This is a genomic window from Dyella solisilvae (genome assembly GCF_003351225.1).
GTDB lineage: Bacteria > Pseudomonadota > Gammaproteobacteria > Xanthomonadales > Rhodanobacteraceae > Dyella > Dyella solisilvae.
The window spans coordinates 1,263,764-1,276,662 of the sequence record NZ_QQSY01000001.1 but is presented as its reverse complement, the minus strand read 5'-3'; the positions used below and the strand labels follow the sequence as shown (position 1 = coordinate 1,276,662).

At 66.7% G+C, this 12,899-nt stretch carries 11 protein-coding genes and 1 riboswitch; of the genes, 7 read left to right on the top strand and 4 right to left on the bottom strand.

Annotated elements, in window-relative coordinates; all coding sequences use genetic code 11:
* Positions 1–19: 19 nt before the first annotated feature.
* From ettA to DVT68_RS05610, 4 genes are all read right to left on the bottom strand, one after another.
* The gene (gene ettA, locus DVT68_RS05625) at positions 20–1,687 is read right to left on the bottom strand and encodes an energy-dependent translational throttle protein EttA (protein WP_114824011.1); all 1,668 of its coding nucleotides are present in this window, start codon (positions 1,685–1,687) and stop codon (positions 20–22) included.
* A 423-nt stretch (positions 1,688–2,110) separates the two neighbouring features.
* Positions 2,111–3,106 (bottom strand): aldo/keto reductase, encoded by a 996-nt coding sequence (locus tag DVT68_RS05620; protein WP_114824010.1) that lies wholly within the window; start codon positions 3,104–3,106, stop codon positions 2,111–2,113.
* A 245-nt stretch (positions 3,107–3,351) separates the two neighbouring features.
* On the bottom strand, positions 3,352–3,951 hold the full coding sequence (locus DVT68_RS05615) for a TetR/AcrR family transcriptional regulator (RefSeq protein ID WP_114824009.1): 600 nt from the start codon (positions 3,949–3,951) through the stop codon (positions 3,352–3,354).
* 1 nt (position 3,952) lies between these two features.
* A complete protein-coding gene (locus tag DVT68_RS05610) occupies positions 3,953–5,047 on the bottom strand; it encodes an alpha/beta hydrolase family protein (RefSeq protein WP_114824008.1) in 1,095 nt (364 codons plus the stop codon).
* Positions 5,048–5,190: 143 nt separating this feature from the next.
* Between DVT68_RS05610 and glyA the strand changes: the two genes are divergently transcribed.
* The 7 genes from glyA to ldcA all read left to right on the top strand — a co-directional run bounded on the left by glyA (position 5,191) and on the right by ldcA (position 12,863).
* Complete coding sequence (gene glyA, locus DVT68_RS05605; protein WP_114824007.1) at positions 5,191–6,444, top strand: serine hydroxymethyltransferase; 1,254 nt, start codon at positions 5,191–5,193, stop codon at positions 6,442–6,444.
* 85 nt (positions 6,445–6,529) lie between these two features.
* Positions 6,530–7,051, top strand: a complete 522-nt coding sequence (gene nrdR / locus DVT68_RS05600) for a transcriptional regulator NrdR (RefSeq protein ID WP_114824006.1) — start codon at positions 6,530–6,532, stop codon at positions 7,049–7,051.
* 151 nt (positions 7,052–7,202) lie between these two features.
* Positions 7,203–8,303: a bifunctional diaminohydroxyphosphoribosylaminopyrimidine deaminase/5-amino-6-(5-phosphoribosylamino)uracil reductase RibD gene (gene ribD / locus DVT68_RS05595; protein ID WP_233523353.1), complete on the top strand. Its 1,101-nt coding sequence runs from the start codon at positions 7,203–7,205 to the stop codon at positions 8,301–8,303.
* Between the two features lie 135 nt (positions 8,304–8,438).
* Positions 8,439–9,455 carry a Gfo/Idh/MocA family protein gene (locus tag DVT68_RS05590; protein WP_114824005.1) on the top strand — a complete coding sequence of 339 codons (1,017 nt, stop codon included), beginning with the start codon at positions 8,439–8,441 and terminating at the stop codon, positions 9,453–9,455.
* 149 nt (positions 9,456–9,604) lie between these two features.
* Positions 9,605–9,774, top strand: a riboswitch (FMN riboswitch).
* Between the two features lie 131 nt (positions 9,775–9,905).
* Positions 9,906–10,547, top strand: coding sequence for a riboflavin synthase (locus DVT68_RS05585; RefSeq protein WP_114824004.1), 642 nt, complete (start codon positions 9,906–9,908; stop codon positions 10,545–10,547).
* A gap of 141 nt (positions 10,548–10,688) precedes the next feature.
* Entirely contained in the window at positions 10,689–11,780 is a 1,092-nt protein-coding gene (gene ribBA / locus DVT68_RS05580) for a bifunctional 3,4-dihydroxy-2-butanone-4-phosphate synthase/GTP cyclohydrolase II (protein ID WP_114824003.1), read from the top strand.
* A 117-nt stretch (positions 11,781–11,897) separates the two neighbouring features.
* On the top strand, positions 11,898–12,863 hold the full coding sequence (gene ldcA, locus DVT68_RS05575; RefSeq protein WP_114824002.1) for a muramoyltetrapeptide carboxypeptidase: 966 nt from the start codon (positions 11,898–11,900) through the stop codon (positions 12,861–12,863).
* The last annotated feature ends 36 nt before the right edge of the window (positions 12,864–12,899 follow it).

Genomic DNA, 12,899 nt, shown 5'->3' with positions numbered 1-12,899 from the left:
GAGGGGGCAAAAGCGGGCTTTACGCCAGCTTCTTGTACTTCACGCGATGCGGCTTCGCAGCTTCATCGCCGAGGCGACGCTTCTTGTCCGCCTCGTACTCGTTGTAGTTGCCCGGGAAGAATTCCACGTGCGAGTCGCCTTCGAACGCGATGATGTGCGTGGCGATGCGGTCGAGGAACCAGCGGTCATGCGAGATGACCACCGCGCAGCCCGGAAATTCGAGTAGCGCGTCTTCCAGCGCACGCAGGGTTTCCACGTCCAGGTCGTTCGACGGTTCGTCGAGCAGCAGCACGTTGCCGCCCTGCAGCAGGGTCTTGGCCATGTGCAGGCGACCGCGCTCACCACCGGACAGCTGGCCGACGATCTTCTGCTGGTCGGTGCCCTTGAAGTTGAAGCGGCCGATATAGGCGCGCGACTGAATCTCGAAGGTGCCGATGGTGAGGATGTCCGAACCGCCGGACACTTCCTGCCACACGTTGTTCTTCGGATCGAGCGCGTCGCGGGACTGGTCGACGTAGGCAAGCTTGACCGTGTGGCCCAGCTTCACCTCGCCGGAATCGGGCTGCTCCTTGCCCATGATCATCTTCATGAACGTGGATTTGCCGGCGCCGTTCGGGCCGATCACGCCGACGATGGCGCCCGGCGGGATCTTGAACGACAGGTCTTCGATCAGCACGCGGTCGCCGAACGCCTTGTTGACGTTCTTGAACTCAATCACTTCCTGGCCCAGGCGCTCGCCCGGCGGAATGAAGATTTCATTGGTTTCGTTGCGGCGCTGGTATTCGACCGAGTTCAGCTCCTCGAAGCGGTTGAGACGCGCCTTGCCCTTCGACTGACGGCCCTTGGCCGCCGAGCGCACCCACTCCAGTTCCTTCTCGATCGCCTTCTGGCGCGACTTTTCCTGCTGGGCTTCCTGCTTGAGGCGGGCGTCCTTCTGCACCAGCCACTCGGTGTAGTTGCCCTTCCACGGAATACCGCGGCCGCGGTCGAGCTCGAGGATCCACTCGGCGGCGTTGTCGAGGAAGTAGCGGTCATGGGTGACCGCCACCACGGTGCCCGGGTAGGTCTGCAGGAACTGCTCCAGCCAGTCCACCGACTCGGCGTCCAGATGGTTGGTCGGCTCGTCCAGCAGCAGCATGTCCGGCTTGGACAGCAGCAGGCGGCACAGCGCCACGCGGCGCTTTTCACCACCGGACAGCGGGCCGATCTTGGCGTCCCACGGCGGCAGGCGCAGCGCGTCGGCGGCCACTTCCAGCTGGCGCTCCAGCGCGTGGGCGTCGTTCACGGCCAGGATGTTTTCCAGCTGCTCCTGTTCCTTGGCCAGCTTGTCGAAGTCGGCGCCTTCCTCGGCGTAGGCGGCGTAGACCTCTTCCAGGCGCTTCTGCGCGTCCAGGATGACGGAGACGCCTTCCTCGACCGCTTCACGCACGGTCTTCTCGGGATCCAGCTCCGGTTCCTGCGCGAGGTAGCCGATCTTGATGCCCGGCTGCGGGCGGGCTTCACCCTGGAAGTCCTTGTCGACGCCGGCCATGATGCGCAGCACCGTGGACTTGCCCGCGCCGTTCAGGCCCAGCAGGCCGATCTTGGCGCCGGGGAAGAAGCTCAGCGAGATGTCCTTGATGATCTGGCGCTTCGGGGGAACGATCTTGCTGACCCCGTTCATGGTGTAGATGAATTGCGAACTCATTGAGCCTCCGGCGGCGTGCACGACACCGGCCGGCGAGGCTGGCGGGTGCGTCAGACTGGGTAACAAACCGCGCATTATAGCGGCTTGTGGGGGCGGCCCGGTGACGTGTCCCCCGGGCTTTACATACGGAGATGTGGGGGCGACCGCCGGGTCACAAGCCTCGGCGGCGGGTCATGCCAACTCTCGCTGCTGCCCGGCCCCCTCGCGACCCTTTACCCTCACCGTCACGGCCCCCCTCACCGTCATCCCGGCGCAGGCCGGAGGTGCTTCACAACAGCCGAATGGCTGGTCATCCAGCGTCTTTGCGCTCGGCCTTCCGCTCCCGTAGCAGGGACAAGGCACGGGATGACCCGTCAACCGGCAGTTGGGAAGCGTCCCCGGCCCGCGCCGGGATGACGACACAGGGAAAGGCAGCGCGAGATCTCAGCGCTCGCTATCGAGCGAAGCCATCCCGTGGATGTTGTAGCGATCTCCCGCGGCGACGCCAGGCGGGAAGGTCCGCTCCAGCGCGGCCAGGTCGTCCGCCCCGAGCTTCACGTCCAGCGCGCCCAGCGCCTCGGTGAGCCGCTCCCGGGTGCGGGCGCCGACCAGCGGCACGATATCCCCGCCGCGCGCCAGCACCCAGGCGATGGCCAGCTGCGCCACGCTGCAAGCCTTGGCTTTGGCCAGCTGGCGGAGCGTGTCGACCAGGCTGAGGTTGTGGGTGAGGTTGTCGCCCTGGAAGCGCGGGCTGTGGGTGCGGAAATCCTTGGCGTCGGCGGCGTGCCCGGCCGTCCAGTGCCCGCTGATCAGGCCGCGGGAGAGCACCCCGTACGCGGTGACGGCGATGCCCAGCTCGCGGCAAGCGGGGAGGATGGCCGGCTCGATGCCGCGTGAGACCAGCGAGTATTCGATCTGCAGGTCCGCCACGGGGTGCACGGCATTGGCGCGGCGGATGGTCTCGGCGCCGACTTCGGACAGGCCCAGGTGGCGCACATAGCCTGCTTTCACCAGGTCGGCGATGGCGCCGACGGTGTCCTCGATCGGCACCTTGGGGTCGAGCCGGGCGGGGCGGTAGATGTCGATGTGGTCGGTGCGCAGGCGCTGCAACGTATAGGCCAGCGCCGTCTTCACGGCGGCCGGGCGAGCGTCGTAGCCCAGCCAGTCGCCGGCGGGTCCGCGCTGGGCGCCGAATTTCACGCTGAGCTGGTAGCTATCGCGCGGGCGGCCGACCAGTGCGTCGCCGATCAGCATCTCGTTGTGGCCCATGCCGTAGAAGTCGCCGGTATCGAGCAGGGTGATGCCGGCATCGAGCGCCGCATGGATGGTGGCGATGCTCTCGCCGCGGTCGGCTGCGCCGTACATGCCGGACATGCCCATGCAGCCGAGCCCGAGGGCGGAAACCTGGGGGCCGTGCTTGCCGAGGTTGCGTTGCTGCATGGGGAGGCTCCGGGGCGGGTAAGCCACGTATGGTGCGCCGGAGTGGCGGGCTTGCCATGTGCCGCCTATCTCATTCCCTCTCCCCTTCGGGGAGAGGGCAGGGTGAGGGGGCAATCTTGCGAAATCGCTAGGTCAAATCGTGCTTTGTAGCCACGTTTGGGCGAGCACCCGCCCCCTCACCACCGTAAAGGGGGCAATGCCCCAACCCTCTCCCCATTGGAGAGAGGGAGTCACTCAAGCTGGCTTCACGGCTTGGGCCTCGCCATCTCCAGCAACGCACTCACCGTGCGCGTGTGCAGCGAGGCCGCGTCGTAGCCCTCCGGCAGCATCCCGGCGATCTCCAGCATCACCGCGCCATGCAGGGCCGCCCAGATCTGGTGGCCGAGGATGGCGGGATCGGCGTCCACGTTGCCTTCGGCGATCATCACCTCGACGTGGGCGGCGATGTTGCGCCACATGCGCCGGTGCGCTTCGCGATAGCCGGGGTCGTCCTGGTTGGTCTCGGGGTATTCGAACATCAGCCGGTAGGTGGCCGTGTTGGCGTGGGCGAACGCAATGTAGGCATCGCGCACGGCGCGGCTGCGGGTGCGCCCGTCACCGGGCGAGTCGAGCGCGTGCTCCATGGCCTCGCACAAACGATGCAGGCCGCGCGTGCGTACCGCGGTGACGATGGCTTCCTTGTTTTCGAAGTAGCGGTAGGGCGTCATGGTGCCCACACCCATGTCGGCCGCGAGCCGGCGCATGGTGACAGCGCCGGGCCCTTCCTCGACGTATAGCTTCGCCGCCGTCTCGCACAGCCGTTCGCGAAACGCTTCGGTTTCCTGCTCACTGAGGGCGCGCGGCATTTCAGTCCCCCGACATCTGGAAGGCCTTGCGGAAGAAGGCCAGCGCGTCCGCGTCGATCTGCGCGTGAACCTGCCTGCGATCAACACCCGGCGGGTCGCTGCACAGCTCGGAGGCCTCCTTGGCCAGTGCCGGCGTGCACGGGGTCAGGAACACCCAGTGGTCGGCCTTGGGCACCTCGGTCACACCGGCCAGCGCGTGGATCAGCGGCTGGATGTGGCGGGCGTTCGCGTCGGGTATGAGCACATGGTCGTTCTGCCCGTAATACAGGTAGATCGGCGCGGTGACCGTGTCGAAGCTGTGCGCATCGAAAATCAGGCTGAGCGGCGCCATCGCGAAGGCCGCCTTCACCCGCGGGTCGGCCGTGTCGCCGTAACGGGAGAGCTGGCCCTGCGTCCGCTTCATGAGCTGGCGCAGCGTCAGGCCGGACTTGTCGGCCTCGGCCTGGAACTGGGCCAATTTGCCGCAGACGTTCTCGTCTTTCGGATAACGCTCGCAGAAGTCCACGAAGCGGGTGAACTGCGGCTTGGCGCCCGCCACCATCAGGCTGGTGTAGCCGCCGGCGGAGAATCCGGCGACCCCGATCCGTGCGGGGTCGATCAGGCTCTTCCAGTGCGGATCGGCCAGCAGCATCGAAATGGTCGATTTCACCTGGACCGGGCGGCCGGCCAGCACCTCGATGTGCCCGACGCCGCTGGTGTCCTCGAAGTCGTCCCTGGGGTGGTTGAGCGTGGCCACGATGAAACCGTGGCTGGCCAGGAAGGTGGCCAGGTCGTGGTGGCCGAGGCGCGAGCCGCCATTGCCGTGCGAGATCACCACCAGCGGCTTGGCGCCGGGCACGGCCGGCACGCCGGGTCGGGCGGCCACCTCGTAGGGGCCGAGCGTGGTGACACCCGGGGTGGCCACGGTCGAGGGATAGAACACGAAGCCGTCGGTCTGCCCGCCGCTGACCGGGTCCGGGATGTGAATCGGGGCGATGCCGACGCCGGCGACGACTGGGGCGCCGACCGCCAGCGGAGCCAGCAAAACCGGGGCCAGGGCCAGCCATCGCAGCAGGCGGGAAAGGCGGGGCGCGGCCCGCAAAGACTCGGTCAGCATGGAGCGGGTCCTTTCGTTCGGTAGCGTGCGATGTACGGTACGTTGTACGAAATGACCGCGCAAGTGACCAGAGGTGGCCCCTTTAACACATGGCCGCTACAATTTCGCGTTCTAATCCCTGCAACGAACCCCACGAGGTCAGGATGTTCCCGAAGCACGAGACGATCGCCGGTTACGACAATGAACTGGCCCAGGCCATGGCCGATGAGGCCCGTCGTCAGGAAGACCACGTCGAACTGATTGCTTCGGAGAACTACGCCAGCCCGCGCGTGATGGAAGCGCAGGGCAGCGTGCTCACCAACAAGTACGCCGAGGGCTACCCGGGCAAGCGCTACTACGGTGGCTGCGAATTCGTGGACATCGCCGAGAAGCTCGCCATCGAGCGCCTGAAGCAGCTGTTCGACGCCACCTACGCCAACGTGCAGCCGCATTCCGGTTCGCAGGCGAACCAGGCCGTGTACCTCGCGCTGCTGAACCCGGGCGACACCATCCTGGGCATGAGCCTGGCTCATGGCGGCCACCTCACCCACGGCGCCAAGGTCAACGTGTCGGGCAAGCTGTTCAACGCCATCCAGTACGGCGTCAACGAGAACGGCCTGGTCGACTACGACGAAGTCGAGCGCCTGGCCCTCGAGCACAAGCCGAAGATGATCGTCGCCGGCTTCAGCGCCTACTCGCAGGTGATGGACTGGGCGCGCTTCCGCGCCATTGCCGACAAGGTCGGCGCCTACCTGTTCGTGGATATGGCCCACGTGGCCGGCCTGATCGCTGCCGGCGTGTACCCGAGCCCGCTGCCGCACGCGCACGTGGTCACCTCCACCACGCACAAGACGCTGCGCGGTCCGCGTGGCGGCATCATCGTGGCGAAGGACGCGGGCGAAGAGATCGAGAAGAAGCTGCAGTCGATCGTGTTCCCGGGCATCCAGGGCGGTCCGCTGATGCACGTGATCGCCGCCAAGGCGCTGGCCTTCAAGGAAGCGCTGGAGCCGGCCTTCAAGACCTACCAGGAGCAGGTCGTGAAGAACGCGAAGGCAATGGCCAAGACGCTGATGGAGCGCGGCTACAAGATCGTCTCCGGGGGCACCGAGAACCACCTGATGCTGGTGGACCTGATCGGTCGCGACGTCACCGGCAAGGATGCGGAAGAGGCGCTCGGCAAGGCGCACATCACGGTGAACAAGAACGCCGTGCCGAACGACCCCCGCAAGCCCTTCGTCACCTCGGGCCTGCGCGTGGGCACGCCGGCCATCACCACTCGCGGCTACCAGGAAGCGGACGTGGTGGAGCTGACCCACTGGATCTGCGACGTGCTCGACGCGCCGAACGATGACGCCGTCATCGCCAAGGTGCGCGAGAAGGTCACGGCGCAGTGCCACAAGTTCCCGGTTTACGGCTGAGAGCGAGAAACGAGTGGAGAGGAGTGAGAAGTGAGAGCGCCGCCTTTCGCTGTTTACTCACTTCTCATCACTCACCCCTAGACCTATGCACTGCCCGTTCTGCCAGCACGAAGACACCCGCGTGATCGACTCACGCCTCGCGGAGGACGGCGCCACCGTGCGCCGTCGTCGCGAGTGTCCGAAGTGCAGCGAACGATTCAACACGTTCGAAACCGCCGAACTGAAGCTGCCGACCATCGTCAAGAGCGGCGAGCGGCGCGAACCCTTCGACGAGCACAAGCTGCGCGTGAGCTTCGAGCGCGCCCTGCAGAAGCGGCCGGTGCCCACGCATTCGGTGGATGCCGCGGTACGCGAGATCGTCAACGACCTGCGCCGTTGCGGCGAGCGCGAAGTACCCTCGCGCCAGATCGGCGAGCTGGTGATGCGCGAGCTGAAGAAGCTCGACCAGGTCGCCTATGTGCGCTTCGCCTCGGTCTACCGCAAGTTCGAAGACGTGCAGGCGTTCCGCGAAGAGATCGAGAAGCTCGAGCGCGATCTTCCCGAACTGGAAGCGCTGCAACTCTCCCTGCTCGGCGAAAGCGTCGCCCGCCGCAAGAAGTCCACCTGATTTGCCCCTCTCCCCTCCGGGGAGAAGGCAGGGTGAGGGGCCAATCTTGCGGTAACGGACATCATTGCCAATGCTTTTGGTAATGTCCCGCACGCACCCGCCCCTCACCTCAGTCCCCTCTCTCGGAGGGGAGAGGACGCAAGAGACGCCCATGTCCGCCACCTTCAGCGCCCTCGACCACATTCACATGGCCCACGCCCTGCGACTGGCGGAACGTGGCCTCTACACGACGCAGCCCAACCCGCGCGTCGGCTGTGTGATCGCGCACGGCGAGCAGGTCGTTGGCGCGGGCTTCCACGAACGCGCCGGCCAATCACACGCCGAAGTGCACGCACTGCGCACGGCGGGCGATCAGGCGCGTGGGGCAAGCGCCTATGTGACGCTGGAGCCATGCGCACACCATGGGCGCACGCCGCCCTGTGCGGATGCGCTGATCGCGGCGGGCGTTTCCCGCGTCGTGGTGGCGGCCGAAGACCCGTTCCCGCAGGTGGACGGTCGCGGCATGGGCAAACTGCGCGACGCCGGCATCACGGTGGACACGGGCCTGATGCGCGAGCAGTCCCGTGAACTCAATATCGGGTTCTTCAGCCGCATCGAGCGCGGCCGCCCGTGGGTGCGGGTGAAGCTGGCGATGAGTCTGGACGGCCGTACGGCACTGGCCAATGGCGAATCGAAGTGGATCACCGGCGAGGCCGCGCGCGCCGATGTGCAGCGCTGGCGCGCGCGAAGCTCGGCCATCCTCACCGGCTCGGGCACCGTGCTGGCTGACAATCCCCGGCTCACCGTGCGCCTGCCCGCGGGCGAGGACTTTACGCCGCCCTGGCGCGTGCTGATCGACAACCGCCTTCGCACGCCGCCGCACAGCCACGTGCTCGATGGCTCCGCTCCCACACTGGTGTTGCACAACGAGCAATACGCGCCCGTCGATTCGCGCTACCAGTCCGCCGAACTCGCAGTAGTGGCGGAGCAGGGCGGGGCGCTTGATCTGCACGAGGCGATGCGCGAGCTGGCGCGACGCCAGATCAGCGAAGTACATGTGGAGGCCGGCCCCAGCCTGTGCGGGTCGTTGTTTGCGGCGGGGTTGGTCGATGAGTTGTTGCTCTACATCGCGCCGGTGCTGCTGGGCGATACGGCGCGCCCGTTGCTGGGATTGCCGTCACTGACCCGGATGGCGGAGCGTTGGAAACTGCGCACCATCGACCGTCGCGTTCTGGGCGAGGACCTGCGACTGCAGCTTCGTCCTTCGTCGTGAGCGCGGCGGCTCGCCAGCGCAACGATTCACCGAGTGCCGCCATGACGCCATCCATGTCACGCGAGCGGGTCATCCGGAAGTGAACGTGTTCCACGCCTATCACCAGCAATTCCTTGCCAGGGAGTTCAAGACGACATGACGACGGCGGCCATACGCTGGGGCATCATCGGTTGCGGCAATGTCACCGAGGTAAAGAGCGGCCCGGGCTTCAGCAAGGCGCCGAACTCGGCGCTGGTGGCGGTGATGCGTCGCGATGGCGACAAGGCTCGCGATTATGCCGAGCGCCACGGCGTGCCGCGCTGGTACGACGACGCGGCCAGGCTCATTGCCGACCCGGAGGTCAACGCGGTCTACGTGGCGACACCGCCATCCACCCACAAGCAGTACGCGCTGATGAGCATCGCCGCTGGCAAGCCGGTGTACGTGGAAAAGCCGATGGCGCTGGACCACGCCGAGTGCGAGGCGATCATCCGCGCCGGCCGCGAGGCGAACGTGCCGGTGTTCGTGGCGTACTACCGCCGCAGCCTGCCGCGCTTTCAGAAGGTGCGTGAGCTGCTGTTCGAGCAAAAGGTGATCGGTACGCCGCGCATCGTGAACGTGGTGCTGCACGAGCCCCATCATCCGCGATATCACGATCCGGCCGACCTGCCGTGGCACGTGCGCCCGGACATCTCCGGCGGTGGCGTCTTTATGGACATCGGCTGCCACACGCTGGACATCCTCGACTGGCTGTTCGGTCCGATCGCGTCGGCCAGCGGCCGTGCCAGCAACCAGTTGGGCGCCTACCCGGTGGAGGACACCGTGGCGATGTCGTTCGCCTTCGGCAACGGCCTGCTCGGCACAGGCCTGTGGAACTTCGCCAGCTACAAGTACCACGACCAGATCGAGGTGGTGGGCGACCAGGGTCGCATCACTTTCGCCACCTTTGGCGATGGCCCGATCACGGTGGAGACCAAGGATGGCGTGCAGGAGCATCGGGTGGCCAACCCCGCGCACATCCAGCAGCCGCTGATCGAGACCATCGTGGCCGAGCTCACCGGGCAGAAGGGCGCTTGCCCCTCGACTGCGGAGAGCGGCGCGCGCACCAGTTGGGTGATGGACCAGGTGCTGCGCGATTACCGCCGCCAGACCGGTCAGTCGATCGGGGCCTGACTCTGTGACCGCTCGAGGGTGCGTCCCGATGGGAACGCATCCTGGACTCCTTCGTGGGGACACATCGTTCCTCACGGTGGACGACCCTGCCGGGTCTCCGCGCCGGAAGGTGCTAAACTGCGCGGGCCGGTTCGCCGGTAAAACCACAACGACGTCTTCAGGGCGGGGTGTGATTCCCCACCGGCGGTAGGTGCCTTCGGGCACAAGCCCGCGAGCGCTTCCGGCTCCGCCGGAAGGTCAGCAGATCCGGTCCAATGCCGGAGCCGACGGTTGGTAGCCAGCGATGGCCGCCAGAAAGTCCGGATGAGAGAAGACGGTACGGTGCGCGCCTTCGCGGGCGTGCGCCTGCCAGACGCCTTGGGGCGTTTTTCGCAGCTTTTGACGCGGGAAACGTTTCATGTCCAAGCATCGTTCTAGTTTCTTCGCCGCCTCCATCCGGGAGGTGCGCTGATGTTCACTGGCATCATCCAGAGCGTGGGCCGCATTGCCCGGCTTGAACCGCGTGGCGGTGACGTGCGCCTGCATGTCGACACTGCCGGTCTCGACCTCACCGACGTGCAACTGGGCGACAGCATCGCCGTGTCCGGCGTGTGCCTGACCGCGGTGACGCTGGAATCGCGCGGTTTCAGCGCGGATGTCTCCAACGAAACGCTGTCGCTCACCACGCTGGGCAAGCTGAAAGCCGGCGATCCGGTGAACCTGGAAAAGGCGCTGCGCCTGGCCGACCGCCTGGGCGGGCATCTCGTCTCCGGACACGTCGACGGCGTGGGCAAGGTGGTCTCAGTGACGCCGGACGGCCGCTCGCAGCGCTGGACCTTCGAAGTGCCGGCGAACCTGGCTCGCTACATCGCGGCCAAGGGCTCGATCTGCATCGATGGAACCAGCCTCACTGTCAATGAAGTGAACGGCCATCGCTTCGGCGTCAACCTTATCCCGCATACGGTGGAACACACGGCATTCCATGCACGAAGGCCAGGTGATGCGGTGAACATCGAGGTGGACGTGGTGGCGCGCTACATCGAGCGGCTGATCGCCAGCGGCGATGCGCCGAGGCTTGATGAGGCGTTTCTCAAGCAGCACGGTTTTGCCTGACTCCCTCTCCCATTGGGAGAGGGCTGGGGTGAGGGTGCGAGGCTTGCGTGACCTTCCATGCACCGCTCCGTCGGCACCCTCATCCGCCCTTCGGGCACCTTCTCCCGAGGGGAGAAGGAACGACAATACGGAATCCGATCCATGAGCTTCAACACCATCCCCGAAATCCTCGAAGACATCCGCGCCGGCCGCATGGTCGTGATCCTTGATGACGAGGATCGCGAGAACGAAGGCGACCTGATCATGGCCGCGCAGATGGTGCGGCCAGAGGACATCAACTTCATGGTGCGCGAGGCGCGCGGCCTGGTCTGCCTCACGCTGACCGAGCAGCGCACGCGCCAGTTGGGCCTCAAGCCCATGGTGGTGGACAACACCTCGCCCTATCAGACCAACTTCACCGTCTCGATCGAAGCGGCTGAAGGCGTCACCACCGGCATCTCGGCGCATGACCGCGCGCGCACCATCCAGGTTGCGGTGAAGTCCGACGCCAGGCCGCAGGACCTCTCGCAGCCGGGCCACATCTTCCCGCTCACGGCGCAGCCTGGCGGCGTGCTGACGCGCGCCGGCCACACCGAGGCGGGCTGCGACCTTGCTGCGCTGGCTGGGCTCGAGCCGTCGGCGGTGCTGATCGAGATCCTGCACGAGGACGGTTCGATGGCGCGTCGCCCCGAACTGGAAGTGTTCGCGAAGAAGCACGGCCTGAAGATCGGCAGCATCGCCGATCTGATCCGCTATCGCCTGGAAACCGAGAAGACGGTGCAGCGCGTGCACGAGGAAGAGGTGCAGACCGAGTTCGGTCCGTTCCGCCTGGTGGCCTATCGCGACGCGATCCGCCACGGCCTGCATTTCGCTCTGCTGCGTGGCGCCGTGCATGACGGCGCGCCGGTGCTGACCCGCGTGCATGTGCGCAACACGCTTTCCGACGTGCTGCATCTGCAGCGCGATGACCTGGGGCTCACGGTGACCTCGGCCCTGCGTCGTATTGCCGACGAAGGGCGAGGCGCGTTGCTGGTGCTTTCCGGCGAAGACACCGCCGAGGCGTTGTTGCGCCGCCTGACTCGCCAGCCTGTGGTGCAGGCGCCTGAGGAAGCCCAGCAGCAGGAGTGGCGTCAGCTCGGCTTGGGCGCGCAGATCCTCGCCGACCTGGGTATCCGCCAGCTGCGCGTGCTGGGTACGCCGCGCAAGATGGTGGGACTGGGCGGTTTCGGCCTTGAAGTCACCGAATACGTATAAGCCACTCCCGGGGATGGAGCGCACAGGGTCCGCTCCTGCAGGGGCTTTGCCTGGAATCGCCACTTCCATGCCATGCCGTCGTCGGCATACTCAGGTTTTCACCTTCAAGCGTCCGCCATGACCGCCACCTCCATCCGCCTGATCGCCCCCTCCGGCTACCCGCATGACCGCGACGCGATGACCCGTGGCGTGGCGCGCCTGCATGCCGCTGGCTGCAGCGTGGAAGGCGAGGACGTGCTCGACCGCGTCGAGCATCGCTTCGCGGGCGATGACGCCGAGCGCGTGGCTGACCTCAACCGCCTGGCCATCCGGCCGTCCCTGCCGGATATCGTGCTGTCAGTGCGTGGTGGCTACGGCGCCACGCGCCTGCTGGAACACATCCACTACGGCGCGCTGCGCGAGCGCCTGGCCGGCAGCTCCACGCTGCTGGTGGGCCATAGCGACTTCACCGCGATCCAGATGGCGCTCTACGTGAAGTGTGGCCTCACCACCCTCGGCGGCCCCATGCTCGGCCCCGACTTCGGCGCCAAGGTGCTCAACGGGCTCATGTGGGAGCACTTCTGGCGCGCCGTCAGCGAGCCCGAGCCGGTCGCCCGCTGGCAGACGCCTTCACCGGTGGAGCTGGATGTCGAAGGCCCGTTGTGGGGCGGCAACCTGGCGATGCTGTGCAGCCTGCTGGGCACGCCGTATTTCCCGCAGATCGACGGCGGCATCCTGTTCATCGAGGACGTGGGCGAGCCGCCGTTCCGCATCGAGCGGCTGCTGTACCAGCTTCACCTGGCCGGCGTGCTGGACCGCCAGCGCGCGCTGGTGCTGGGCCACTTCACCCATTGCCGCCCGCACGACTACGACAACGGCTACGACGTGGACGCGGCGCTTGCCCAGGTCAGCGCGGTGGCGCGCATCCCGGTGGTGCGTGGCCTGCCGTTCGGCCACGAGGCGGACAAGTTCACCCTGCCGTTCGCCGTGCCGGCCCGCCTGCAGGTGGCGGAAGGGCAGGCCAGCCTCCGCTTCCGGGGCCATCCGCTCCTGGCCTGGACGGTTTCCCGGCCCGATCCGGGCACGCTGCCCCAAATCCCGTAAAATAGTCCGCCCCCCGGGGCGACCAGCCCCTCAGGA

Excerpts from the sequence above, each read along its gene's own strand:
- ribD (WP_233523353.1), top strand. The coding sequence starts at position 7,203 with ATGTCCGCCACCTTCAGCGCCCTCGACCACATTCACATGGCCCACGCC.
- DVT68_RS05620 (WP_114824010.1), bottom strand. The coding sequence starts at position 3,106 with ATGCAGCAACGCAACCTCGGCAAGCACGGCCCCCAGGTTTCCGCCCTC.
- ribBA (WP_114824003.1), top strand. The coding sequence starts at position 10,689 with ATGAGCTTCAACACCATCCCCGAAATCCTCGAAGACATCCGCGCCGGC.
- nrdR (WP_114824006.1), top strand. The coding sequence starts at position 6,530 with ATGCACTGCCCGTTCTGCCAGCACGAAGACACCCGCGTGATCGACTCA.
- DVT68_RS05615 (WP_114824009.1), bottom strand. The coding sequence starts at position 3,951 with ATGCCGCGCGCCCTCAGTGAGCAGGAAACCGAAGCGTTTCGCGAACGG.
- DVT68_RS05610 (WP_114824008.1), bottom strand. The coding sequence starts at position 5,047 with ATGCTGACCGAGTCTTTGCGGGCCGCGCCCCGCCTTTCCCGCCTGCTG.
- ettA (WP_114824011.1), bottom strand. The coding sequence starts at position 1,687 with ATGAGTTCGCAATTCATCTACACCATGAACGGGGTCAGCAAGATCGTT.
- DVT68_RS05590 (WP_114824005.1), top strand. The coding sequence starts at position 8,439 with ATGACGACGGCGGCCATACGCTGGGGCATCATCGGTTGCGGCAATGTC.
- ldcA (WP_114824002.1), top strand. The coding sequence starts at position 11,898 with ATGACCGCCACCTCCATCCGCCTGATCGCCCCCTCCGGCTACCCGCAT.
- glyA (WP_114824007.1), top strand. The coding sequence starts at position 5,191 with ATGTTCCCGAAGCACGAGACGATCGCCGGTTACGACAATGAACTGGCC.
- DVT68_RS05585 (WP_114824004.1), top strand. The coding sequence starts at position 9,906 with ATGTTCACTGGCATCATCCAGAGCGTGGGCCGCATTGCCCGGCTTGAA.